Origin of the sequence: Pseudomonas sp. R2-7-07 (assembly GCF_003852355.1) — a bacterium.
Classification (GTDB): Bacteria; Pseudomonadota; Gammaproteobacteria; order Pseudomonadales; family Pseudomonadaceae; genus Aquipseudomonas.
In genome coordinates, this window is record NZ_CP027759.1 from 3,672,425 (window position 1) to 3,698,203 (window position 25,779).

A 25,779-nucleotide genomic window follows, 5' to 3' on the forward strand; every position below is an offset into this window, starting at 1 on the left:
GCTATTTGGAACTACCGAACAATGCCATTAGTTCGCCATAGCCCTGCCGGGAGTTAGCCGGGGGTATCGACTGGAAGTTATAGCGCTAGTTCCTGTGCGAGGGAAATATAAATACAAAACATTGCTGAATGCACTGATTTAGAGCGTTGGCAGCCAATTGCCACTGGTTGCAAATAGCCATACGCCTTAATTATTCACACACTTTCCCTTAAATAACCGGCGAGGAAAAACAGGCAAGCGTTTTACTCCGGCACCACGCGCGAAGGTGTATCGCCGGGAAAGGATTTTTACCGCCTCTTCCATGGCCAATACTGCTTTTTCGCATGGGCATGCCCAGGGAACTGATCGAACGACTATTTCGGCCTAACGATGCTTATAAAACGCTATTAGAGGCATTTAGCCATACCCTGCCCCATTCCAAAAAGCCATCTGATTACAGTCAGTTGGACGCTAAGCAAGCCACGCGCTCGTCGCAAAACTGGCGAAAAAATGCACCAAATTCTGTTTACGCCCTGCCTTTACAGGCGAAGAAGCACGCCTAGACTCTCACTCGATTCAGCTCCCTGGATCATGACCAACACTGGAAAAGGATATTCAAAATGAACGCCTTCACTTCGGTAAATACCGTCACCACGCCCCTCACCATCAACTGCAACTCCGTGACCACGTATAACGGCGATCCCAACGAAACCACCAAGGTCACGTTCAACTACCAGAACAACCTGCTGTGGGCTACCCAAGTCAATAACACTGCCTCAACGCAAACGCTCTCCGCCGACGCCCCTGCCGGACCGGTGATCCTGCGCGCGGGCGCCAAGGTGACGCTGCAAAACGTCGGCGCGGGGTTCAGCATCCTGTTCACTGGCGTCATCGTCGACAGCGGTTCCGAGACGCCTTTCACCAGCACCAACATCGGTACATTCAGCCTTTCCTGATCCATACGGGTTCTTTAGCCAGACCCCATCCTTGAAGCCGGCGGACGCGCACGTACGCCGGTTTCATTAACGCAGTACGGGACATGGACGGTACCCTCCCGTGACAAAGCATCGGATGCTTTATACCCGGGTTTGCTGGTTAACACTGGGCGCGATTCTGGCAAGCATCCTGTGGGTAATGGCGACCGGCAGACATGCGCCGACGGCTTCGCCTGACGGGTTCAGCCATACTTTTTCCAGCGTCGAGTACGCCTCCCTGACCTCGGGCTGCGCCGACCTTGTTCCCGCTCCTTCCGCCTCTTCGGCGACCCCGGCACCCTGCCTGCCAGGGCCGATACTGCTGCCCGGCATGAGCGTCAGCCGTCAGGTGGGTCCGGTGCTGTTCGTTCTGGTCGTCGACAGTCGCGAGGCCCGGGTGAACGCCGAACTGTCCATGGGCGGCGCTGGCCTGACCGGGTTGAGCATGACGGCCGACACACCCACTGCCACCTTTGACCTGGCCAGCGATGGGCAACGCATACGTGGCAGCCTGGGCGCATTTTTCTGTGCCCCTCCGAACACTTCGCATGTGCTCGCCGACTTCAATATCGAAGGCACGCACGAGGACAACAAGGACAGCGCGCAAGCCTATCGCGGCGACCTTATCCGCTGGCAGAGCCCAACCACCAGCGTGATTGCCCACTACCGCCAACCCTTGTTGCCGGACCTGCAAGTGACCGTGGAACTGCTTGATCCCTACAAACCCGACAGCAGCAACGCGTTGACGGCCCAAGTGAGTTTCTACTACGCCACGAACCTGATCGACCGCTACACCGTCATGGCTACCGCCACCCCCGTGACCCTGCGCAAATCCAGCGTCGGGCCGGTGCATATCCAGGGAGGGGCCTTGTCGTTTCGTCCCGCCACCCAGGAACAGCGGGGGCAGCTCAGCCTCGATGGCACTTTCCAGTCCGGCCATAACCTGCCCAACCACTACGCCGGCAGCATCGCCGACTGGTCGTGGATTCGTGGCCGTGCCGACAATTGCAGGGGATAGACATGACCAGCCGCGCCACCACCCCATCCGACTATCAGCAAATTGCCAACAGCGCGGCCTATGCCCTGCCCGATGACAGTGGTTATGGCTGGCGCGGCTACGTGATGCCCCAAGGCACCCTACCAGCCGATTTGCCGGCCAGCCTGAGCCCTGCCGATGCGTTCGATAAGCAGGCCGGCCATTACCTGTTCGCCCCCAGCGAGCCGGTCAGCCTACGCAGCGACCCGTCGGCTTTCGTCACCGCCCTCTATGCCTTTCTGTTTGCCGTCGAGCAGCGCAACTTCGTCGGCAGGGCGCTGCTCTGGTTGCCGGGCAGCAACCTGCCGGCGCCCAAACGCTTCAACGACTATGGGTTGCGCATCAGCCTGGGGACGTCCTGCCAAGTGCAGAACAACCTCAACATAAAGCTCGGCGACCGCCTGACCTTCTTCATCAACTTCGGCACCTTCGTCAGATACGATGCCGACCTCAACGCGTTGCGCCTGAAGTCCAGTACCGGGATCAGCATGGGCTTCAACGACAAACTGCAGGCAGACAGCGGCCTGCAACTGACTCCCCCGCTGCAGCCGTTGGCCTATATACCGCTGGACGGTAGCCAGGCCGCAAGCCTGGTTTATGCCTTGACCTACAACCCTGTGGCTGCGCTGCGGTATTTCCAGACCGGCTTTGCCTATGTGGTCAACACCGGGAACGGCAACACCCTGCTCAACTACCCGGTGTTCAACCCGATCGGCATGCCGGCCACGTTGAACATGGGCGGTGTCCTCGACCCGCTGGACCGGCTGAACCAGCACATCAGTGCAACGCAACTGGCCGCCGGGTTGATCCGAACCGGCCTGGCCTTCGCCGCTGCCGGCAGCACCTTGCTGCCCAGTCAATGGCGCAGCACTGCCGGCAACCCTATCAATCTGGTCCCGCTCAATGGCCTCGATGCCAATGGCTGGCCCCTGCCCCACGCGGCCAGCCTGGTGTTCTGTGATGATGGCGCGAGCTACAGCCTCACCCTGAGCGGTGACTATGGCTTAAGTGTGCCGACCCTTCCCGCCGCCGTCGGGCAATCGCTGTTGTGCGGCATCTTCGGTACCGAATGGCTGAGCTTTTCCAACTACAATCCTGCGGCCAGCCCCACCGAAAATGACCGCATACGCCTGCTCGCCGCTCAATCGGCGTATGCACCCGTCTTCCCATTCCCGACCAGCAGCCTGGTGTCCCCCACCAGCGGCGCGGTCACCGCCCTGCTGACCGGCGACTACCGGACCTCCTGGAGCAGCCTGATTGCCGGCGCCTCTATCCCGGCCTACAGCGCACAGCCCGACGGCAGCCCGCTTTATGGCCAGGCCGCCGCAGCTGGCGCCACCGTGATGCTGGCCCCCGCCGCGCCACGCACACCGCTCCCGCAAACCCCCGGCTTCGCCTTCCCCCTGGTGCCGTATGCCGGCATGCCCAATACACCGGGCGTCAACCTGACCCAGTTCGAGAGCGAGATTCTTGCGGCCTCGCGCAAGAGCCTGATCAGCGCCGCCACCCTGCCGGGCAGGCGGGCCGCACGGCTCAAACGCCTGCAACGGGCCCCGGCTGGCGCGGCCGAAAAACCCGACCGGGCGACCACACCGCAAGGCTTGCTGGTGGACCTGGACCCGGACGGTATCGGCTACCGCAAAGTGCTGCTGGCACGCTCGAAATCTGCCGAGAGCATGCTGGATTTTGCCTTCGAACAGCCCACCGAGGCACTGCACGAGGCGCTGCAAACCAATCAGTTATTTCTCGTCGGCGTCAACCCGCAACCGTTTTTCACCCAGGGCGCAACGTTCAGCAACCACCTGGAGATCGCCGGCTGGCACTTCATCGCCAATATCGGTGCCGGCGTGCAAACCACCAGCTACCGCAACGTGCTGATCATGAAATATTGCAGTGGCAGCCTGAAAGAGCGCATCGACAATCCCAACCGCTGGACCCTGCCCGAGACGTTCTCGAAAACCGCAGACCTGATGCCGGGGCTTGAGACCCTGGCCTACACCGGTTTGTCCCAGTGGCTGCAGGACTTCATCAGCGCCGCCGAGCTCAAGGCCGCCGCAACACCGGACAGCCTCTATGCGGACTTCGTCGCCCAGGTCAACGACCCCGAATGGAAAGGCTTTATGGTGCTCAACGCCGACCTGCCCTTGGACAGCCTCCCCGAGCAATTGGCCGGGATCGCCGCCGGCATCGATTACAGCCGCTTTCTCGCCCACCACTTCGGCGCCAGCGTCAGTCGCATCAGCCATCAGGACGACACCTTGGATATCCAGGGCATTTCCAACCTCTTCGGACTGATCGACTATCAGAACCCGGCTTATGAACAGGCCCGGGCCAACGGCGCGGACGCCGACATGCCCATCGCCCTGGCCACGACCGAAGGTTATGCCTTCAGCGTCCTGCAGCTCCAGGCACTGTTTCGTCAGTCCAGGCTGGTGACCTTCAACAGTCGCATCCAACTGAGCCTGGACCGCCTGTTCGGTTCAGCGATCCAGGCCACACGACGCGCCGAAAATCCGAGTGCCGTAAATGCCATGGTCCTCGACGGCAGCGCCCTGCAACAAAACGACACCACCACCTATGTCTTCGAACAAAGCCAGAGCTACCTGTTCAACCTGGACAGCAACGTGCTGCCGGCAGCATCCGTCAATCGCATCCAGTTCAACACCCTGGGCAGCCCGGACAGCGGCGTCACCACCGCCAGTCGTTTCCTGTTGTGGGGCAAGCTGGACTTCGCCCTGCTCGAGACCTCCTCCGGGCCATTCGACCTGTTGTCCTTTGGCAGCGAAGACGGCAGTCCGCGCAACGAGGGCCTGGCTTATACCAACCTGCAGATCGGCATGAGTTTTCCCAGCGCCACACCCAACGCCGTGAGCTTCAGCTTCAATCCCGGCAACCTGGGATTCGATCCGGTCACCAGCCAGGTTCGCGGCAAAAGCCTCTACAAGGGTTTGACCCTGCAGCTCAAGCAATTCATCCAGGCGCCGGAACAGAAGAAACCCGCGGACTACGGTTTTCTCCCGGTCCTGCCGGAGAACCTGTCGCTCAAGCCTATGTCCGGAGCCTGGTCGGGCATTGTCTACAAAGTCACCATGGGATCGCCCGGCGCCCTGGTCTCGGGCGCTGGTTTCGAGTCCGACCTGTTGGTTGCCTGGTCGCCCGACAGCCAGAGCACCGACGCCAACCCCATGCTGTTCGTTGGCTTGAGCCTGCCGGGCGCCGCGCCATCCGCCAGCGTGTTTTCCCTGCAGGGAATCATCAAGGTGTCCACCGGACCGATCAAACTGCTCTACCAGACCATCCCAGGACAGCCCGATCCGCAAGCGAAATTCTTCAACCTGCAACTGACCGATATCGGCATCAAGATCCTCGGCATCGCCAAGTTGCCCCCAGGGGCGACCCTGCAGTTTTTCCTGTTTGGCGACCCTCGGTCCTCCGGCAGCCTGGGTTGGTATGCCGCCTACGTCAAAGATCCGGACAGCGACACCGAACGCCTGCTGGCCCTGACGCCGGATACGTCCACGCATCCGGCACTGACCGGGCCATCGGAGATCGCCTCATGACGCGCGTCCTGTACTGGAACATCGAGAGCTTCGGCTATAACAAGATCCGCCCCTTGAGCACCAAGCGGAACCGCGCCGGGGCGTTTATTCCCGACCTGAACGCTGCGGACCGACTGGCGCTGATCCTGGCCCATATCACCGCCTTCAACCCGGACATCTTCGTGGTGGTAGAGACCGCCAGCGGCCCGAGCCACGGCCCAGGCTCACTGATTTCCCCAACCGGCGGCTGGCAAGGTTGCGTGGAGCTGTTGTTGCGCATCCGCAACCTGACCGGCCTTGCCTGGAACCTGGTGCCGCCCCTGGTGGTCGGCCAGGCCGGGCGAGCCGAGGGCGTCGCGGTGTTCTACAAACCGGTGATCCCGGCGGGCCCCGGCGTGGCGGCCGGCAGGCGCTTGTTCACCGGCCCCAACGCCTGGTCACCAGCGGGCAATGGCATCAGCTTCAACCCCACCGTTTTGCCCGCGCCCGCCGCCGGCAACTACCCGCCGCTACAGACCAACGCTTGTTTTACCGTCGCCGGTCGCGCTATTCCCCCTGCCGCCCTTAACCCCGGCAACCTGTCCGAAAGCCGGTGCGCGGCGCGGGTCGATTTCGTCGATAACCTCGGCGCGCCCCTCAACTATGGCGGCCTGCGCGAACCCTATATGGTGACGTTCTGTGAAACCGTCGACGGCCCGCCCGTGGTGGTGCAGCGCAACCTCACGCTGTTTGCCATCCATTCGCCGCCGCAGTACGTGGCGGCCAATGCCTACCTCAACGGTCTGGCCAACGTGCGTGACATCAGCGCCGCCCTGGGCGCGTTGGAAACCCGGGTCATCACCGGTGATTTCAATGTCAACCTGCTGAGCCAGACCGGCAATGATCCACTGCGCTACGCCCCGCTCACGGGCCTGGGGTACGCCCTGCAACTGCAGCCACCGGCTGCGGCCCCGCCTCCGGCCCTGGATGCCTACATGGGCTATTTCGCCACCCACCTCAAGAGCAAGAAATCGACGATCTTCTGGTCGACCAACGTGGGCGCCGTGCCTTATCCGGGTTACCGCTACATCGGCTCGTCGAGCAGCAGCAACCTGTATTCGATCGACAACATCCTGGTGCGTGGCGGCGCGGCCGGGAACTTCACCATCGCCAACACCGTGGTCGGCACGCCGCTGAATGTGGTCAACCCCGCGCCTGGCGGTGCGCCCGTGGGCATGGTGGCCATCGCCAGCGATTTCCAGGCGCCTCCGCTCGGCTGGCCGCCATCACCGGCGCCGGCATTCGCCGCTGGCGACCGGCAACGTTTCCGTGGCTGGCGAAACATGGGGCACATCCGCTCCACCAGCGATCACCTGGCCCTGTTCGTGACGGTCTGATTCAAGGAGAAGACAGATGGCCAACAACCCACTGAGCAACCTCGCTGCGGCACTGACTCGCGATGCCGGCGCCCCGATCCTCCTTACCCGTGACTACCTGATCGCAGGCCTGGCTGACGCCGGCGTCAGCGTTTCCGACAGCCTGGACAGCGACCTCAACGCGGCCTTCCAATCGTCTGTCGCCGGGTTGTCGATCAGCCTGACCGCGCAAAGCGTGCAACCGCTGAACCCGGCCAGCCAGACGTTCAAGGTCACGGGCGTCAGTGCGCGGTTTCTGCAGCAGGACGTGCAGCAGGGGCTGGTGCTGACCTTCGGCCTGAGCGGCATCGACGGCGCGCAGGCCCTGAGCCTGGAGATCGTCACCACGCCGGCCAGTTGGAGCTGGTCCGATCTGTCGAGTTTTGCCACCGGGATTCCCTTCAAGTGGGCAGCGATCAGCAACGCGGTGTTCACCTTCAATGACAACCTGGGTCCCTGCCAGGGTTTTGCCGCCAACCTGACGCCGCCCGCCCAGCTCAGCAATGCGGTCGCGGTGGTGCAGGGCCTGGGCTTTCCAACCCTGGCCCTGCCCTTCAGCGGCAGCATGGATTTCGCCAAGGTCGACGGGATCGATATCTTCATGCCGACCACGACCCTGCAGGCGCCTTTCCTCGGCGCGGACAGCGGCCTGAAACTGTTGTACCTGAGTGTCGATGCGCCGGTTTTCGGGTTGATCATCGGCCCACCGGAACTGCAGGACGGCGACGACCCGGCGCAAGCCTTCTACGACCAGCAGGTCAGCCTGTATCTGGGCCTCGACCTGAGCCTGACGGACCAGCGCGGTCAATCCATCGACTACCAGATGCGCGCCCTGGCCCAGATCAACAATGGCAACGCGTTCAATTTCTACCTCGGTCACAGCGACGACGGCAGCGCCCTGTTGACCCCGGCCACGGTCATCGAGTTGCTGGACAACAAAGGCAGTTTTTTCACGGGAACGCCACCGGTCTTGCAGCAGTTCCTCTCCGGGATCGGCCTGCGCAGCCTCAGCCTCAGCGGCACCACTAGCCCCAGCCTGGCCCTGAGCAGCGCCAGCGTGACCTTGGGCGCAGACCCGACGGTGATCAATGTCGAGCACCCTTGGGTCCCCTTGCAGGACCCGACCAACCAGTTGGTTTTCGGCGTCACCGATTTCGAGTTGGTGTGGGGCATCAACTATCTTCCCCAGGGCAGTGCCTATAGTTTTCTGTTCCAGACCCAGTTCCTGTTGTTACCCGAGGTGTTCAAGGGCAAGACCACCGGAGAAAACGGCCTGTTCTTCGTCCAATTCAATTCCGACCTCCAGCTGCTTGCACGTTTTGACGGTACCGCCAATCTCAACGACCTGATTGCCGCGCTCACCCTGGGTTTGATCCGCATTCCCAAAAGCTTCGTCGATGCCTCGCTGTCCGACGTAGGCCTGAGCCTTGACGTGGGCGCCAAGAGCTACGCCTTCAACGCCGGCTTCGAACTGGACCTGAACCTGTTCACGCTCGACGGCCTGCCGATACTCTCGGTCACCGACGGTCAGCTTTATATCAAGGCCACCACCCCCACCAGTGCCAGCGGTGTCGCCAATACCGCGCCGGTCACCACTTACCAGGCAGGCATCGGCGGACTGGTTGGCATCGGGCCGTATTTCGCCAACGCCAGCATCGACTATGACGGCACCGAGTCCCCAGCCACCTGGACCGTCGCCGCACGGCTGGCGCAACCGGTGGATGTGCAACAGCTGGTCAGCCAATTCCTCAGCTTCGGTGGCGCCTTCACATTCCCCGACTTCCTGCCCGGCACCCTGCTGGTCGACACGCTTGAGGTGGACGCCACTCTTGCCACCGGTGCGACGCCGATCGACCGCTACACCGTCGCCGGTAGCCTGCGCTGGACCTTCAACCTGGGCCAGGCCTTCAGCGTCGACACCCTGGCCACCCTGAGCCTGAGCTACGACGCCAGCAAACCCGCCCAACAGCAGTACAGTGGCAGCGCCACTACGCTGTGGAATTTCAGCTTCCTCAACGACAGCGTGCTGCTGGGCTATAGCTTTGCGCCCGACAATCAGGGCAGCAATGCCCAATTGAGCCTGTCCTGGGAAGGCTTGACGGCGATTTATCAGGTCGACAAGAAAACCCTGACCTTCACCCTGAAAAACTGGAGCCTGGGGCGTCTGATCCAGAAACTCATGCAGTCCCTGGGCGACCCCTACTTCACGCTCGACTCACCCTGGGACGTGCTCAACCAGGTTTCCCTCGACGGCCTGTCGCTGATCATCAGCCTGGAAACCAGCAACGGCAGCACGCCGACCATCGCCGCCAAATACACCCTGGCGAGCAAGATCGACCTGGGCTTCATGAGCATCGACGGCCTGGTGTTCGAGCGCAAGAAGGTCGACGGCGTTGACAAAATCACCCTGGGCATCGACGGCTCTTCTGTGTTCAAAGGCAACAATCCCGAGGAACAACAGGACTGGAGCAACCTGCTGGATCCCCAGAAAGGTCAGCCCGTGGACAAGTTGCCTTCGGTTCCGGGCCAAGGTACGGACTATTTCAGCCTACCGTTGCTGGTACTTGGCCAACGCGTGGCCATCAGTGGCTACGACAGCTTCGCTAATACCAAAGCGGTGATCGACGCCTTGAAAGCGGTGCCTTCAACCACCGGTTCCAGCAACCCGCTGAACCCTGGCGACAGCGGTACCAAGGGCACGCCGTACTACAACCGCAACAGCGACTGGCTGATCGCCGGGCAACTGTTGCTGCTCAAGACCGGCAAGGACTGGACCGTCGACCTGATGCTGGTATTCAACGACCCCAACCTCTACGGCCTGCGCCTGGCCCTTGCCGGAGAGAAGGCCAAGGCGCTGGGTAATCTGGTGCTCGACATCCTCTACAAGAAAATCACCGACGATGTGGGCGTCTACCAGATCGAATGGACCTTTCCCGACAGCATCCGCAACCTGAACTTCGGTGCGGTATCGATCGTGCTGCCGGAGATCGGAGTGAAGATCTATACCAATGGCGATTTTTTCATCGACATCGGCTTCCCCTACAATCTCGACTTTAGCCGCTCGTTCTCGATTAGCGCGATCGTGTACGGCGTGCCAGTGCTGGGTGCCGGTGGTTTCTACCTGGGCAAGCTCTCGTCGGTCACCGCGACCCAGGTACCGAAGACCACCCAGGGCACTTTCGACCCGGTGATTGTCTTCGGCCTGGGCCTGCAACTGGGCCTGGGCTACAACTTCGTCAAGGGGCCGCTCAAGGCCGGCTTCGCGCTGACGGTATTCGGCATCCTGGAGGGCACTATCGCCGCCTTTCACGCCTATCGCCCGTCCACCGCGCTGGTCACGGCCAACGGCAGTGTGCAGGACGACTACTACTTCAAGATCCAGGGCACAGTCGGAGTCATCGGCCTGCTCTACGGCAGCATCGACTTCGCGATTATTTCGGCGGCGGTCAACGTGCGCATCACCCTGTCGCTCTCGCTGACGTACGAGAGCTACATGCCAATTCCTATCGCCGCCAGAGCCACAGTGGAAGTCAGCGTCAAGGTCAAGATTGACCTGGGATTGTTCAGTTTCAGCATCAGCTTTTCATTCCATGCCGACGTCTCGGCGCGCTTCGAGATCAATGCCCTCAACAGCGGCCCGGCCCCCTGGGCCGAGCCGACCGCGCTGCTGGCTCGCCAGGCTCGGCATCTGCAGCTCGCCGGCCAGCGACGGGCCGTCACCCCCAAGGCAATGTCGGTGCCGCGCAGTGCAACCAAGCCGGCATTGAACCTGTACGCGACGCCGCAATTCACCGTGATGTGCAACGAAGGCGTGAACAGCTACAGCGGCCAGCAAGGTGCTTTCGTGTTCCTGTTGACCATGGACGCACCGTCCCCGACTCAACAAACACGGCAGGCGGTTGGCTCCAGCAGTTTCGAGCGCCTGTGCGCCGATTACCTGCCGTGGCTGATCGGCACCCTGGGCTCAGCCAGAAGCGAGCAGGACACCCTGGCCGACATCCTCGGCACGTTGGTGGACAAGGCCCTGCTGGAGGTGGATATCGAACGCATTGCCGACCTGGCCAACCCGCCGTTCGGCATCAGCGAGTTGTTGACGTTCCTGTCGTCCTTCGACGTCAGCATCACCTTGCCCGACGCTGCCAACCAGGCGCAGATCAAGCAGGTGCTGGAGGCCGGCTCGGTGCTGTTCCCGGTCTTCGACGGCCTGTCCCTGGACGTCCCCCTGGCAAACGCCGGCAGCGCGACCCTGGACTTTCTCCAGTACGTGGGCACCAACAGCACCTATCGCAGCAACGTCGCGCAGTTATTCAAGGAACTGGCGGCCGTTGTCACGGCCAAGGATGAGCGCAGCGCGCCGCCGCTGCGCGCTGCAGACGATGACAACGAATCGATGGCCGCCGTGATTTTTACCGATGCCTTCATGGTTATTGGCCGGCAACTATTGCAGGTCGCCCTCAATGCCTTTGACGACTACGCCTATGCCACGGCCAACGGCAACTCCATCGAGCAGATCCTGCAATGGACCAATGAAGCACGTGGCAACAGCCTGACCCTCGACGATATTGTCCGGCCCAATGCCGAAGTCGCCTTGACCGATGGGCTGACTCTGCACATCCCCCTGCCCGCCTATGCCTTGCAAAGCAGCGACACCTTGGCAAGCGTCGCACGGGCCTGGTCCGACAGCGCCGTGCCAGCCCGTTGGACGACCACTGCGGCGGGTTTGATCCTGGCCAACGGCAACTCGACGGTGATTGCCGCCGGTCAACTCATCAGCCTGATGGTGGGCAACGACATTCACCAATACACCACGGGCCCCGGAGAAACGTTCAACAGCCTGGCCAGGGCCCTGGGAATCGACCTGCCCGCACTGGCCCGGGACAGCGCGCTGTACATCATGGCCGACCTGCTGTTGCCGGGCCAACCGTTGCTGCTGCCGAGCCTGGCGTACCAGACCGCCGCCGGCGACAGCCTGAACAGCAGCGGCGCACGCTTTGGCGTGAGTGCCATGGCTCTGTTCAGCGATCCGCTGTCCGGCAACGTCAGTGTCGGGCCGCTATTTGCCACGCAACAGATCACCCTGACAGCCCTCGATAGCCTCTTTACCCAAGACCTGTGGGCCGTGGTGGTGGGCACCGATCAACTGGCCCAATTGGCCGGCATGCTTTCGCGCTTTTTGGCCTATGGCCTGCGCCTGCCGTCGAACCCGGCGGGCATGGGCGGCCTGAGCCTGGGCGCGCAATTTCTCTACCCAAACAACCAGAGCGCCTATGGTCTCTATCAACTGACCGGCCAGCAGTTCCCCACGCCAACCGACCAGATGCCCGGGACTGACTTCCCCATCAGCCTGAGCCGGGACGCCAGCAGCCATGGTGTCGACTTGTCGTTCGTAACGATCGCCGGCGGCAGCAGCGGCTCAATGAACCTGAACGAGGCCTACAGCAACCTTTGCGTGGTACTGGCCTACGCGCAACGAGGCAAGTTCCAGCCGGCACCGAGCATCAGCCTGCTGCCGACCGTTGCCCGCAGCCCGAAAGACTATGCGGTTAAAAGCATCTCCCTGTGGTCGACCGCTGACCTGCAGCAGTTGCGTGACCTCTGCCAGCCGAACCTGCGAGCCTCAACCGAAGCGGCGCCCAGCGTGCAACCGATACTCTGGTCCCTGCCGGATGGCCTGGTCCGACTGAGCAACCAGCGTGTAGGCTGTCTCGCCCCGCAACTGCCTGATCTCTCGCAGCAACTGCCCTACCTGCCGGCCTTCACTCCCTGGGAAGTTTCAACCGACCCCGCGACCCTCGAAACTACTCGCCGTGAAATAGCCTCCTACAGCTACGCGACCCGGGTTGACTTCACCATCAAGCGGCTGCCCCAGGCCCAGCCCGGCGTCATTGCCAGCGATGGCAGCAGCCTGGCGTATACCTACCAACTGCTCGGCCCTTCGGCCACCGATGCGCAATTACTGGAGCGCCTGTTGAGCGCGGTGAGCGAGCTGGGTACGTCAATCATCAGCGGCCAGTTCCTGCTGATGCCCCAGGGCAATGCCAAGGCCAGCAACCTGCTGAGTCAGGCACAGAGCGACTTCCTCGCGTTCCTGACGCAGACCAACCTGTCGACCGAAACCAACCCGCCACCCGACTTGATGACCCCGCGCACGGCCGACGACGCGGGGCCGCGCGGCATCCTCAATCCCCCCAGGAAGTGGTAAAACTGCTCTGGGAACTGTCTACCGTCCGTTCGGGCGGCTACTACTTGAGCTATTACGACGTGATCGCCGCCAGCGGGTTGCCCGATGGGATTTTCGACGACAGTGGCACGGCGACCCTGACCCTGGTAATGACCTATCCACGGGGTGCCCTGCTAGGCCGCCTGTGCAACTTCATCAATGCCTTTGTGACCACCGATACGGTGATCCAGCAAGGCAGCCACATGGCCCTGCGCTCGGCCAGCACCGCCGGTGTCAGCCAGCCGACCCGCGCCAGTGACAGCCTGGAAAGCCTGGCGACGTTCTACGGTATCGGCTCCGGCCGCATTGCCGAACTCAATCCGGGCGCGACACTGACCACGAACGCACAAGTACCGATAGACGGCATCATTCACTTGGTGACACCGGCCGACTCCAGCGCAGGCAATGGCGTGCCCGCGGCAATCCTCGACAATCTGGCCCGCTATTACTCGGTGGGGGCACTGCAACCGGTCAGCGCCGCGCAGATCGCGGCCCTCAACCCCGGCGTCAGCGCCGCCAGCACCGTGGCGCTGTTCATCCCGGCACTGGTCTATGTCGTTGACGGCAGCCTTGCACCGGGCAACAGCGTGCGGTCCCTGGCCGACTACTACGGGCTCGATCTCGATGCATTGGCGGTCGGCGCCGAGCGGGTAGTCGGGCTGCTGGCCAGCGGCAGTGCGTTGACGCTGGATACCCGGACCTTCGATTTGCAAGCGGTGTTCAACCAAGGCAATGCCGCTTTCAGTGTCCTGCGTGACAACCCGCCACCGGTGGATTCCCCGAGTGTGGACCCGGACGGTTATGCCAGTGCCTACCTGTACAACCTTTACTCGGTGCTGAGTGCGGGCATCGACGGCTCGCCCTGGTTCATCGCCAGCGACCTGGCCCTGCCCTTCGGGCCACAGCGGCCGGACATCGGGGCGGATGAACTTGAGGCGCAAATCCATCGTCGAGCCATGCGCAACCCGCAGAGCCGGCGCGACGCCCTCAACGCCCTGGCCGAGGACAGCCAGTACTTCTATCAGCAAACCCTTGGCCTGGCCCGCCGCGCTACCAGCAATGCCGCCCCGCAGCCGGTGGCCCCAGGCCTGCCGTCCGCTTCCGACAACCCCTATCGAGGTGTGGGCAGCTTCGCCCAGGTGAACCTCTCCTGGCTGGACATCTTTGGCAATATCACCGTGACGCCCTTCCAGCAGCCGCCGCCCGGCTACAGTGGCAGCCTCAACCATCCTCCGCTGCCGTTGCGCTACAACGATCGCCTGATCGCCCTGTCGGCCTGGCCCAACACCCGCGCCTTCTACACCTATGAAGCCGCTGCCGGCGGCGTGCAACTGGTTATCCACCTGAGCCTCGACACCTCCAGCTACGACCCGGCCGGCGGCGGCGACATCAAGGTCCAGGCCGGTAAGGATCTGGAGATGTTCAGCCTGATCTACTACCAACTGAACCAGTCCTACCAGGACTTGAACCTGCCCTGGTGCAACGGCCGCGCGGTCAGCGTGGAACTGGTCAACAGCCTGTTCGCCCAGCCGCTGAGCCAGCTCGACGTCAGCCAGTCGCAGCCGTTGCTGGACTACATCAACGGGGTGATTCTGTACCTCGGGCAATTGATCCAGGGCGCAACTGCAGCACCACCCGCTACCGTGCGCCTGTGCCTGGCGGTGGATATCGATAGCCTCGCGCCCGGCTCGGTCCTGCCCCTGAGCCTGACCCTCAGCCTGCGGAGGGTCTCGACCCTGGTGGCGCCGGATGTCGCCGGCCTGGCAGGCGGCGTGGCAGTGACCAGTACGCTGCTGCCGGTCCCCGATCCAGTGACCGCCAGCACCAGTGGATATAGCGTGTTCGCCGCAGCCTTCGAGGCGCTGTTCCTGCGCCCCGGCGCCTGGCTGACACGGGTCGGCAGCGGCACCGCAGACCCCGGCAGCACGCCGGACGGACGCAGCCAGACGCTGTGGGCCGTCCGTTTCGCCGAGCAGGAGGGCGCGGCAGGTATTCGCTACCGCATCGATCCGGTCCCAGGCTACTTCGCAGCCCGGCCGATCGCTAACAGCCTGACCTCCGACAGCGTGCAGATCTACCCCACCTACCGGCCGGACCAGCCGTTCCCTGGCGATGACTTGGCGACACTCAACCTCACGGGCGTCGATCAGAACCTCTGGTTCGAAACAGCCCTCAAGGCCATCGACGGCTTCCTGTCACCGACCTATACCCCCTCAGTGTTCCTGCTCGACATCCTGCTCGGCAGCAAGGACCCGCTCAAGGACGGTTATCTCGGCAAAATCCTCAGCGCCAAACAGGTGCTGGCTGACGATATCGCGTCCACCCTGGAACCGGTGCTATCGGCAGGTCCGCAAGACGGGGCAACCCGGGCCGCAGCGGCTGAAAAACTGCGCCAGGCCCTGCTCAACCAGCTGTACTCGGCCTACAGCACCACCGCTATCGTCGGCTTCAGCGTGCAAGGCAGCGCGACCGACCAAACGTTGTCGCTGTACGGCCAGCCGACCGTATCGGGTACCAGTCAGTCAACGCTCGGCACAGGGAACGAGAACTACGCCTTCGGCAGCGGCCGCATTCGCTTGCAGGCTTCGGTTGGCGAAAGCGCCCTTGCGTTTGTGTTCAATTCGCGCAACGAGGCAGCAAGGAGCTATGTACCACTGGAGCTGGCGTTGCAGGTCAGTCACCTGGAACACGACGTGCGCAGCGTCCCGGGGATCAGCGGCTACACCCAGTCGAACTGGATCTCATTGATCGGCGGGCCGTTGCTGATCCCCTTGGCCGGAGGGCAGACCATGAACCTGCCGGTGCTGCTGCGAGCCTTGCCTGAACCCCCGACGGTCCAGCGCCAGACCGCGACAGCCTGGGCACAGCCGGCGCAAAGTGCTTCGGACCTGAGCAAGTGGACTTATGCCTTTGACTCCCTGGTCCGGGGTGCCGCCCAGGACAGCCTCAACGTCGCCATAGCCCTGAACACCCCGACAACCAACGGAGCGTTGCGCAGCACCGGTAAAAGCCTGGTCGCGGCATTGGCCCAGTTCGTCACTGTTTACCCGAGCATCGAAGTGGCCATGCAGCAGAACCTCACCGCGATCAATGTCAGCCAGCCGACCGAAGTGCAAATCGCTGCGGCCCAGCATGCGGTGGCGGCCTTCGTGTACATCGTCCAGGAGGTCACCGATGCCTACCATGCCTGGGCCAGTCCGATCCGCAGTAAAACCGCGTTTGTGCCCCCTCAGGCGCTGACCTGCGCCTTCAGCCAGGTGCTCACTTGGGTGATGGTCGACGGGCAAGAGGCGGCCCAGACCCTGTTGCTGGACATGACCATCAACGATGTGGCGGCCAGCTACGATCCAGGTACCGGCCGAATCAGCGCCACCCTGGCGCAATGGGGCGAGGTCAGCCTGCCGGCGCCGCGGGTGGAAATAGATCCGACGCAGTACGAGGCGGTGAGTGTCATCGATCCGGACATCCCCGGGGCGGTCGCCTACCGTTATCGCCTCAAGAATGTGGTGCCGGCAGAATGGCTCGATTATGCGCAAGCGCTGCTGGTCAACGAGCGCTGTACCAGCCTGCCGGCCCTCAACGTGTTCGATCATCAGGACGCGTGGGCTTCGCTGTCGGTGGAGCGCAACCGCATCCTGTTCCCCGCCGCGCAGATCGGCACCTTGCACACCAACCCGCTGTTCCGCTTCTCCACACCGGTCGTGCGTTTTGTCGACAGCATCAGCCCCCACATCATTCAGGACAGCTTTTCCCTGGACAGCGTGCCAGTGGCGAAGGCGAGTCTGGAGGATTACTTGAATGTGTTTTTTGCCGCCCTGGGTTCAGGCAGCAACGGCACCACGGTCCAGGTGGGCATGGAGGGGCGCTACAGCTACGACATCGCCGGGCAGGGAGTCGTCGCGCGCACCGTGCTGCCGGCCGCGCTGATGTTGCCGGTGAGCACTTCGCTGAACACCCCGCCTGCCTTCATCAGCACATTCAGCCAGGCCATCGATCGCTGGCGCCTGGCCGAAAAAGCCACGGCCCAGGGCAACGCCCGGGTCGACCTGACCCTGCGCGCATTCAGCGCCGACGATCCGACCCAACTGGCACAGGGAGCATTGCCCTCAGACAACCAGCCGCCGTTGCTGAGCATCGAAAATCTTTGGATATCGGCCAACAAGGTTCCCCCGGAACAAGGAGGTCTATGAGGCAAAAACGCACTGAGTACGGTGGAAGACATTGACAGGTTTAAACTGTACAACTGGCCGGGAAGTCCAGCGTCGAGACCCTGCAGCTGCAGATCATGGACTTTGGTCGCTATCGGTTTGTCGAGCGCTTTGACCATCACCTGTACGCCTGGATCGACGCTGACTACCAGAACCTCAATGGGCTGTACATGGCGCCCGACCACCTGCAATACATTCAACCAGACCCCCTACTGAGCCTGGCAAAGACCGTCAAAGGAACTGCTTTCACCGCCCTTCAACAACAACTTCGAGACTTCCGCCAAAAGCCCGGGCACGATGAGTTATGCCAGGCTGTACGCGCCGTTCTGGAAGAAGCCTGCCGTCCTTTGCGTTCCTGAACTGACAGCAGAAGGAGGTAAGGCAGGACATTCCAGGCCTGCTGACCAGGCAGGTCGCTTTCAGCGGAGCAACGAGATGTTATGAACCTGGCGTCGAGGCCATCCAGCTAGGACGTCCTGCCTATTGGGTCAAGTGGCGAACAGATCAGCAAGCGCCAGGCGGAATGCCGTCTTTGTTGAAGTCCTTCAAGCGCTCACGCTCTTGCTCAGTGGAGTGCGCTGGGGTTTCCTGCTCGGGCTCTTTCTTCTTTTCTTCAGTCATCGCTATATCCTCTGGGTGGTAGCTGTTTCGGCACCTAGTGGAATCAGCAGTTCAAATCCATTAACTCCACCGCCCAGGCATGGCCCGGCAAGGACTTCCCGTGGGCATAGAGGCCACAGGTCAGCCATCCCGCCGATATTGAGAGTGCTGGGCTCGACTGAAGTCTAGATTGAGCATGAATCCACTTTTCAACTGCTAGCAAAGGATACTTGAGCAACCTGCAGGCGAAATAAATACGTGGACTGCCGGCGTTCTTTCGTGACGCGTGACTTCCGGCGATACCGCGTCCAGGAGCTCCCGAAGGCTGCACTGGCTACAGGTGAAACTGGAGCAATAAAAAGCCCCGCACTTGGCGAGGCCCTGAGATTTTCTGTAATCCGGATGATCCTTCGCTTAACCTTGCCGACTCTCACATCAGGCAAGAAAAGGAAGGATTACCGGATGCCGAACGATACCCTCATGACTATCATCACCACTACTGTGGTGACAATCATCGCGACAGTCATAGCTAACCAGCTCAGCAAATCCGCTGCAATCGATCGAATCAGCCAGTTGACAGGGAACATGACCGCGAACGTAGCCAGGTTCATGGCGAAGTTTGGTGTCAGTATTGGATTCATTTCTTGGACCCTATGGATCTGGGCGTCATTCGGTTTCAGTACAAAGCCAATAGAGCGCACCGAGGTCCTAGAGCTACTATATTTCACTCTGCTGGGCTCTTGGTTTCTACAAGATCTGCTGCGAGAGCTCTCCCCTTCCATAAGAAAAAATAGAAAGGATTAATACGTGGGCTGCCGGTGTTATTTCCGTACGTCGCACTATCCGGCTACCGACGTCCAGGCCGTCCCGAAGGATGTCCTAACTACAGGTAAATTCGAGAAATAAAAACCGACTCGCTGGTCGGTTTGGCAAATCAAAACAAATCGTGCTAACAAGCCCTGCACAAGAGGAGCCATCTTGGCACCACCATGGACGAGGAACTGCAATGCTCGTAGATATCTACCGCGACAAAGCTCTGGATAAAATCCTGATCGTAGAGGATGGAAAAGAAATTCCGCGTATTTCTGGCGAAGGCTCGAAGTTCATGGAAGGCTTAACTTTCCATGGGCAGGTAGATTTCAAAGATCTACCGATGGGGCTTCAGAGTGAAAAGGTCATGGACTCCCTTAGCAAGCGTGGCTTTTATGCGGCTCGGCAAACTGTAACCGTTACTGAGGTCGAAATTCAGGGCTAACGTCTGAACAAAAAAACCGGTGCGGTGGCTTTACCCTCAAAGAAAGATATTGCGGCCTTACGCCGTGATCTTCCGCATATCAATGACATCTTATCCCTGACCCTAAGGAGCTTTACTCTCATGGCAAGAGCACTAGAACATTACGAAGCTACTTACCGACTACTCCATGCTGAAGCCGATATCGCATATTCGTTGGATGTATTTGGCGATCACTTGGCGGAAAAAACCACGATCTTGGCAACCTCTATGGCTTGGACGCGGTGCATTTGTATCTGGTCAACAAACATGGCTGGACACCAGCACAGGCTCGAGATATGAGCCCTGAGGACAAACGCCTCGCGCTAACAACAGAAATGGAGGGGTATACCCTTCCGAAGGAAGCGATCTTCCGACAGATCTGACGCAAAAAGCCCGGCGCCTGACCGTAATGCTGTTCACTTAAGCATTTGAGTCCAAGCCGGGCTTTCTAGAGAATCCGATGTCAGACCCCTGGCATCGGATTTTTTTATGCCCATTCAGCAGCAGTTGCTCGACCTCGGCGATCTCTTCAATTTTTCTGACCTGAGTACCTTCACTCAGAACATCCCTATCGAGTGGGTAGCGAGTGCGCTGAACCTCTCGGCGCAAGCCACGATACGACGGCGCCGCTTCGGTGGATGGTGCACTGCTGCGAACTGCTGACTCACCTGAGCTCAGAGAGCATTTCGGCTCCGGTAATACCGGCACCGACCGTCAGACCCCGTTTCCGATGCTGCGGCTCGTTGCGCTGATGAATGTCCGTTCTCATGTCATCCTCGATGCGCAGCTCAGCCCTTATCGGGGCAGTGAAATGCGGTTGGCCGAAACGTTTCTGGGACAAATTCCGGACAATTCGATCATCTTGTTCGACAAATGCTTCTGGGGCGCGCGTCATCGGCCCATTCAGCCAGAAAGACTCGCCGACCAGCACGATCTGGACGCATCCTATTTGTCCCAGATCCTCAACGGGCATCGCTCCCTGGGCGAGAAGGCGGCGCTCAACTTGGAGCAGAAAATCGGGCTCACGCCTGGTGTGTTGGTCAACCCGAACGGGCGGTCCGGCGATGATCGAGCGCGAGTACACCCGTCAGGATGTGGTGAGAGAGGCAGCGTCGGCTTATTAAGCCCTCCAGGACAAGGCTACGCCGCGAGCAATTGCGGTTATCGAAAAGCTCGCCAGGGCCGCGGCGAAGGGAAAACTCAAGGAGTCGGACTTGGTGCTGCTTGAGGGCATAGCTGCCCTGCTGGAGAAGGCCAACGCTGAAAAGCCTTGAGCCAGATGCAAAAGCCCAGCGCGAGGCTGGGCTTAAGGACAAGAATACGGAATTATCGAGGTTTTACAGTCAGGGTTTCGCCAGGTTTCGCTGCGCGGATCACTTCCCTCTGCTCTTCAATGGCTGCACTAGCTGCCATATGATAAACCGCCCGTCTTTCCTCCACGGACCCGTGGCGGAAAAAATCAGACATCTTCGACGAACCATGAATCTTCGTCGCAACGTCTGCTGCATTTTCGCCCTTCATTGGGATTCTCCGTTCAAAATACGTTCAAGCTCGTTGGGATCATAGGGAAAGACCCAGGCTCAGGCCATGGAAAATGTTTACAAGATAATGAGCCCTTACACCATTACGGGCGGGGACAAGGCCAAGTCAATTTTGAGGCAGATGCTAGCGGGGCAGACTCTTAAGTTCAGAACGGTTGGCATCAATCAGACGGCATCCACCACTGGCGAAGTCGTGCTGGACGAGTCCCTTGCACAGTCTCTTCGCTTGATTGGGATTGACCCGAAATCGCTTTAGATCAGACAAAGAAAAGCCCGCGATGGGGGATAGCGGGCTTAAAGGGATGTTCACTAGGAGCTGGGGTAACCATAGGCGCTCGACTGTGAAAAGGTCGTGAAAGGTCGCGCTCAGTACGAGGTAGCGATTGCCTGGGCCAGTTGCATGTCGGACATATGAGGCGAGGTGTAGGCCGAACGATAATACCGGGACGCCTGCTCAAACTCCGCGCCACGAATCTCGCCGTCTGAGCCAATGAAAGCCAGGGCATCAGTCTTGGCTGATTTGAATGTCTCTGGTGGCTCGGTCGTGAGGGATGTGGTTCCCGCAATCAAGATGGTGGGTAGAAACGTGGTAATGATCAGCCCTTTATCGATAGGGTTTGCATTTTCTGCGCCCACTGCTTGAGTACCAACTAGCGCCAATAAGGTGATTAACAGAGTCTTCCATGAGTCCATTCTTCTTTGCTTCCATTGTAATCAGAGCGTGCCACGATAGCAGAGTAGGGGATTCGCCAGATACAAGAAGCCCGGCGCTGGGCCAGGCTCTATAGCTATTTTATCTGTTTCGGTTGGTACATAGATCCGATCTTCAGCGCCTCTGCCTTGCCCCCTGTCAACATTGGCGCTTTTTTCAATATGTACTCCGGGAATCTAGTGACGAGATAGTCGTACCTAAACCATCTGCGGAATTCGGCGAGGGCATGGTTCGGATAAGCGCTAGCCTCTTGCGGATTGCTTTTTGCCTGCGGGTATCGAGCCGGATAATTATGCTGGCAAGGTACACGCTCACCGTATATAGATGAATAGTTAAACTCTCTCCAGTGTTTAGCCCACATCTGACCAACGCTTATGTCAGGTATAGTTTTGTGGTTTACGGTGAGATCAGCAGTTATCAGATCCACTATGAGACCCGTTATCTCGTTGAAAATTATGAAATAGCCTAAGGGTGCAGCATTGTTAAGTATGGATACCCTTTCATGGTGATATTGCCATTTGTCACCCGGGGTATAGTTTAGAGAGTCGTATATAAAACGACGTAATCCGAGCGCTGCAAAATTCCTATAGTTAACAGTTGCTTGCTTGTTAGGTGATTTCGTCTCAAATGCATAATATTCGAGAATTGCCATGCAAACGACGTCAGGGTATGCGTAATGTGGCTTCCCTTCTCGTACGGTCTCAATATATAGGGATTTATCAGTGTATCCCTGAGCGAACAAGTATTCTCTGATAAATGAAATTCTATCCTTCGTCAGGATTTCGTCGTCGAAGTGGTCGATCCATTCTTGGGTTATCTCTTGGATCGCACTACGCTGCGCTCCAGTTGCCAATGCCAAGCCACGCTGTGTGAGAAATGGTATTCCGTTTTCCAGAATACCCATTTCTATCCCGTTGACATCTCGCTGGACCTCCACACCTAGGTCGAGAGTGAACTGCTTTTTAATGGCCTGCAAACCTTGATTTTTCATCGTTAACTCCATGATAAACAACAAAAAATAGACGGCCTGCTGTTCGGTCTCTTGGCTATAACTTCCACCATCCCTAGAACCATCTCAATGCCGCCCCATCCAGCTATAAATCTGATATCAGTCGACCGTCAGCTCACCCGACCACGCCATAGAAGTGGTTCGGCACTATCAACTCAATCACTGCAACGAACACGCAGAGCACAACGAAGCCAGGGCTGAATACCCGCTTACGATTGGATGAGCCCCCACCCGGCCAGCCAGTGTCGGAAGTGAAAGGAATCACCATGAGCAATGCCAGCCAAGCCCAGACCCCAAACCTGCTCCAGAAGCTCTGCTCTCGCCTTGCAGTTATTTGCGCTGTTCCGCGGTACGGGTTATTCGACCGTCCTTCACCTCATCCACATACCTCGCCAACCGATCCTCGTCCGAATGAAACACGATGCACATCCTCAACGGCCTGGGCATCTGCCTCATTCGCTGCAAGGCCTAGACGCTCCAAAATCCTCAGGGCTTGAATCAGTGACAATGCCGTGTTCCCGCTTTCTTGTCGTTATGGCAGCCCTGCTTGTCGGTACGACCGCCGTGAGCGATTGCAGATACAGAGGTGACGGCAAGAACTGCCGCGAGTACGAGGGTGATAATTTTCATGATTCACTTCCTGTGATTATTATTTTGTGTTTTGTCGATCTGACGGATCTTCATCCTATGCCTCTCCATCGCGCGACTGGCTAACCCCAGACGCGACCGGTGCGCAAAATTTAGCACCATTACTTCGCCACTACGAGCCACCCCAGGCAGGTTTATTTCGGCATGTGAATTAGCAAACTGAAATCAGCAAAAATAATCTGCTAATTTATTTAGCTATTGCTAATTTACAGCCACTCCTTCGCCACCTCATGGCGAAACAAGAGCACCTCAATTTTTTTGCGAAAGCCAACAACGCGGCGGGCCCTTGCTCGCCCTGTAGAAAGTGAATGTCACGTAAACCCATCACACCGCTTCAGCTATTCAAAGTGTTGATTTCCATCCTGCTCTACATCACCGCTTCTAGCGCCTGGCTGCTTTTTGCCGCCCACTACCTGATCAGCAGTTCCTCGGATTTCGACGTGGCTGCGGCTTTCTTCGGTACCGCAGTCTGGCTCATTGCGAGTGCCTGCTTATTCCTACTTATCACCACGCCGAAATCAGGCGATTAACCCACTCAGCCAGCTCCCCCATATTTTGGAGATACCCAGGAGATCATCATGAGCACCAATCAATACGATTCCCGCACCGCCGACAAGTTTGTGGTGCGCCTGCCGGACGGCCTACGCGCTGACATTGAAGCAGCTGCGAACACCGCGGATCGCAGCATGAACAGCGTATTCGTCCAAGCCGTGCGCCAGTATCTGGACGGAAAGAATCGCCAAGCCCTGCTCAGGTGCGAACCTGGCGTGAGGCGGCGACCCGATTCCTGGTTGAGTTCAAAGACCAAGCATCGATCGGCCTTTCCGCATCCCACATCGAACAGCTTGACCCGTACATCGGCGATCTGCCAATCACACACATTGATGACGGGACCTTGGCCCCATTCATCCGTGACAGGCAGCGGCCAAGCAAGACGGACATAGGGAAGGTCAAGCCAGGCGTATCGAACAGGACGGTCAATATAGCCCTGCAACGTGTCGTCAGGATCTTGAACCTATGCCACCGCAAATGGTGCGATGCTGAAAAACGGCCCTGGCTGGAAAGCGTGCCGATGATATCGATGCTTGAGGAAAAGAGGTCAGCCAGGAAGCCCTACCCGATGTCGTGGGAAGAGTAGGCGAGTCTGTTTCCCGAACTGCCGGATCATTTGTTGAGGATGGCCCTCTACAAGGTGAACACGGGATGCAGGGAGCAGGAAGTGTGCAAGTTGCGATGGGAATGGGAGATACAGGTGCCGGATCTAAATACCAGCGTATTTCTGATACCTGCCGGATTCGGCGGGCGAAGTGATAAAGCAGGTGTGAAGAACGGCGATGAACGCCTGGTGATCCTGAACAGGGTGGCGATGAACATCATCGACAAGCAACGCGGCCTGCACAAAGACCTGGTGTTCCCCTACGGACAGCCAGATCAATATGGGGCCACCACCATGGACAGAATGAATGACTCGGCCTGAGGAAGGCCAAGAAGCGTTCGGCGGACAAATGGGAACAAAGCAACCAGTCGCCGGCGCATCCAGGGTTCAGGGCATTCCGGATTCACGACCTGAAGCACACCTTTGGCAGAAGGCTACGTGCAGCAGGCGTGACAGAGGAAGATCGGAAAGCACTGTTGGGGCATAAGAACGGCAGCATTACTAGCCACTATTCTACCCCGGAGCTGCAGCACTTGATTGAGGCTGCGAACAAAGTTTCGGCAACTGACTCTAGGGGTCCAGCGCTGACGATCTTGAGGAGGAAATCGGGATGATCCCCCGCAAAAGTCCCTACGCATGAAAAAGCCGAACTGGTTAGAGTTCGGCTAAGTCATTGAAAAATATGGTCGGGACGGAGTGATTCGAACACTCGACCCCTAGCACCCCATGCTAGTGCGCTACCGGACTGCGCTACGCCCCGACTAGGCGTGTTACTGGGTTTGCTTCTTAACGAAGCGAACCGGAATATACCGCAAGCTTTTGAAATGTGGAAGTATTTTTAAAGCCTGAATCACTTCTTCAGCACCACCAGCACATCTTCGAGTTCGGAGATCATCTGGCGGATCATTTGCTTGTATTGGGTGGTGTCGTCTTTGGCTTCATCACCGGACATGCGCTGGCGCGCGCCGCTGATGGTGAACCCCTGGTCGTACAGCAACGCGCGGATCTGCCGGATCATCAGCACATCCTGGCGCTGATAATACCGGCGGTTCCCAGTGCGTTTGACGGGGTTGAGTTGAGGAAACTCCTGCTCCCAGTAGCGCAGCACGTGCGGTTTTACCGCACACAGCTCGCTGACTTCACCGATGGTGAAGTAGCGTTTGCCCGGGATGACGGGTAGTTCGTCGTTATGACTTGGTTCCAGCATAAGCCTCAACTCGGGCCTTCAACTTCTGCCCTGGACGAAAGGTGACCACACGGCGAGCCGTGATCGGGATTTCTTCTCCCGTTTTTGGATTGCGGCCAGGCCGCTGGCGTTTGTCCCGCAGGTCAAAATTGCCGAAACCGGACAATTTGACCTGTTCGTTGTCTTCCAGAGCGTGCCTGATCTCTTCAAAAAACAGCTCGACCAATTCCTTGGCCTCGCGCTTGTTCAGACCCAACTCTTCGTACAGACGTTCCGCCATCTCAGCTTTCGTCAAAGCCCCCAT

17 protein-coding genes, 1 tRNA gene and 3 pseudogenes are annotated in these 25,779 nt (G+C 59.3%); 13 read left to right on the forward strand and 8 right to left on the reverse strand.

Going from position 1 to position 25,779, the window contains the following annotated elements:
• Positions 1-599: 599 nt before the first annotated feature.
• From C4J86_RS16750 to C4J86_RS27430, 10 genes and pseudogenes are all read left to right on the forward strand, one after another.
• On the forward strand, positions 600-935 hold the full coding sequence (locus C4J86_RS16750; RefSeq protein WP_124371224.1) for a hypothetical protein: 336 nt from the start codon (positions 600-602) through the stop codon (positions 933-935).
• A gap of 100 nt (positions 936-1,035) precedes the next feature.
• Entirely contained in the window at positions 1,036-1,971 is a 936-nt protein-coding gene (locus tag C4J86_RS16755) for a hypothetical protein (protein WP_218567877.1), read from the forward strand.
• Between the two features lie 2 nt (positions 1,972-1,973).
• Positions 1,974-5,549: a hypothetical protein gene (locus C4J86_RS16760; RefSeq protein ID WP_124371226.1), complete on the forward strand. Its 3,576-nt coding sequence runs from the start codon at positions 1,974-1,976 to the stop codon at positions 5,547-5,549.
• Positions 5,546-6,904 (forward strand): hypothetical protein, encoded by a 1,359-nt coding sequence (locus C4J86_RS16765; RefSeq protein WP_124367584.1) that lies wholly within the window; start codon positions 5,546-5,548, stop codon positions 6,902-6,904. Before C4J86_RS16760 ends, C4J86_RS16765 begins: the two co-directional genes overlap by 4 nt.
• Positions 6,905-6,920: 16 nt before the next feature.
• Positions 6,921-13,124: a hypothetical protein gene (locus C4J86_RS16770; protein WP_124371227.1), complete on the forward strand. Its 6,204-nt coding sequence runs from the start codon at positions 6,921-6,923 to the stop codon at positions 13,122-13,124.
• Positions 13,125-13,168: 44 nt separating this feature from the next.
• Complete coding sequence (locus C4J86_RS16775; RefSeq protein WP_124371228.1) at positions 13,169-17,332, forward strand: hypothetical protein; 4,164 nt, start codon at positions 13,169-13,171, stop codon at positions 17,330-17,332.
• Positions 17,333-17,427: 95 nt separating this feature from the next.
• Positions 17,428-17,709: a hypothetical protein gene (locus tag C4J86_RS16780; RefSeq protein WP_124371229.1), complete on the forward strand. Its 282-nt coding sequence runs from the start codon at positions 17,428-17,430 to the stop codon at positions 17,707-17,709.
• 721 nt (positions 17,710-18,430) lie between these two features.
• Positions 18,431-18,754: a hypothetical protein gene (locus tag C4J86_RS16790; protein ID WP_124371230.1), complete on the forward strand. Its 324-nt coding sequence runs from the start codon at positions 18,431-18,433 to the stop codon at positions 18,752-18,754.
• 202 nt (positions 18,755-18,956) lie between these two features.
• Positions 18,957-19,205, forward strand: coding sequence for a hypothetical protein (locus C4J86_RS16795; RefSeq protein ID WP_124371231.1), 249 nt, complete (start codon positions 18,957-18,959; stop codon positions 19,203-19,205).
• A 649-nt stretch (positions 19,206-19,854) separates the two neighbouring features.
• Positions 19,855-20,112, forward strand: a pseudogene (locus C4J86_RS27430) (transposase); the annotation flags it as partial.
• 437 nt (positions 20,113-20,549) lie between these two features.
• Here the strand turns inward: C4J86_RS27430 and C4J86_RS16810 are convergent.
• The 5 genes from C4J86_RS16810 to C4J86_RS16835 all read right to left on the reverse strand — a co-directional run bounded on the left by C4J86_RS16810 (position 20,550) and on the right by C4J86_RS16835 (position 23,115).
• Positions 20,550-20,744 (reverse strand): hypothetical protein, encoded by a 195-nt coding sequence (locus C4J86_RS16810; RefSeq protein WP_124371233.1) that lies wholly within the window; start codon positions 20,742-20,744, stop codon positions 20,550-20,552.
• Positions 20,745-21,130: 386 nt separating this feature from the next.
• Entirely contained in the window at positions 21,131-21,457 is a 327-nt protein-coding gene (locus tag C4J86_RS16820; RefSeq protein WP_124371234.1) for a DUF2388 domain-containing protein, read from the reverse strand.
• A gap of 95 nt (positions 21,458-21,552) precedes the next feature.
• Positions 21,553-22,467: a hypothetical protein gene (locus C4J86_RS16825; RefSeq protein ID WP_124371235.1), complete on the reverse strand. Its 915-nt coding sequence runs from the start codon at positions 22,465-22,467 to the stop codon at positions 21,553-21,555.
• A 133-nt stretch (positions 22,468-22,600) separates the two neighbouring features.
• The gene (locus C4J86_RS27105; protein ID WP_124372450.1) at positions 22,601-22,819 is read right to left on the reverse strand and encodes a hypothetical protein; all 219 of its coding nucleotides are present in this window, start codon (positions 22,817-22,819) and stop codon (positions 22,601-22,603) included.
• Positions 22,820-22,983: 164 nt separating this feature from the next.
• Positions 22,984-23,115, reverse strand: coding sequence for a YHYH domain-containing protein (locus C4J86_RS16835; protein ID WP_094030725.1), 132 nt, complete (start codon positions 23,113-23,115; stop codon positions 22,984-22,986).
• A 326-nt stretch (positions 23,116-23,441) separates the two neighbouring features.
• Between C4J86_RS16835 and C4J86_RS16840 the strand changes: the two genes are divergently transcribed.
• From C4J86_RS16840 to C4J86_RS16850, 3 genes and pseudogenes are all read left to right on the forward strand, one after another.
• Positions 23,442-23,663 carry a hypothetical protein gene (locus C4J86_RS16840; protein ID WP_124371236.1) on the forward strand — a complete coding sequence of 74 codons (222 nt, stop codon included), beginning with the start codon at positions 23,442-23,444 and terminating at the stop codon, positions 23,661-23,663.
• Between the two features lie 48 nt (positions 23,664-23,711).
• Positions 23,712-23,846: pseudogene (locus C4J86_RS27435) on the forward strand (Arc family DNA-binding protein); the annotation flags it as partial.
• Between the two features lie 38 nt (positions 23,847-23,884).
• Positions 23,885-24,903: pseudogene (locus C4J86_RS16850) on the forward strand (tyrosine-type recombinase/integrase); the annotation flags it as partial.
• Between the two features lie 69 nt (positions 24,904-24,972).
• On the opposite strand, the gene C4J86_RS16855 reads toward C4J86_RS16850, so the two are convergent.
• The 3 genes from C4J86_RS16855 to ihfA all read right to left on the reverse strand — a co-directional run bounded on the left by C4J86_RS16855 (position 24,973) and on the right by ihfA (position 25,779).
• Positions 24,973-25,049 (reverse strand) — tRNA-Pro (locus C4J86_RS16855).
• Positions 25,050-25,139: 90 nt separating this feature from the next.
• Positions 25,140-25,496, reverse strand: a complete 357-nt coding sequence (locus C4J86_RS16860; protein ID WP_003219935.1) for a MerR family transcriptional regulator — start codon at positions 25,494-25,496, stop codon at positions 25,140-25,142.
• Positions 25,477-25,779, reverse strand: a complete 303-nt coding sequence (gene ihfA, locus C4J86_RS16865) for an integration host factor subunit alpha (RefSeq protein WP_002553164.1) — start codon at positions 25,777-25,779, stop codon at positions 25,477-25,479. The genes C4J86_RS16860 and ihfA overlap by 20 nt, the downstream gene beginning before the upstream one ends.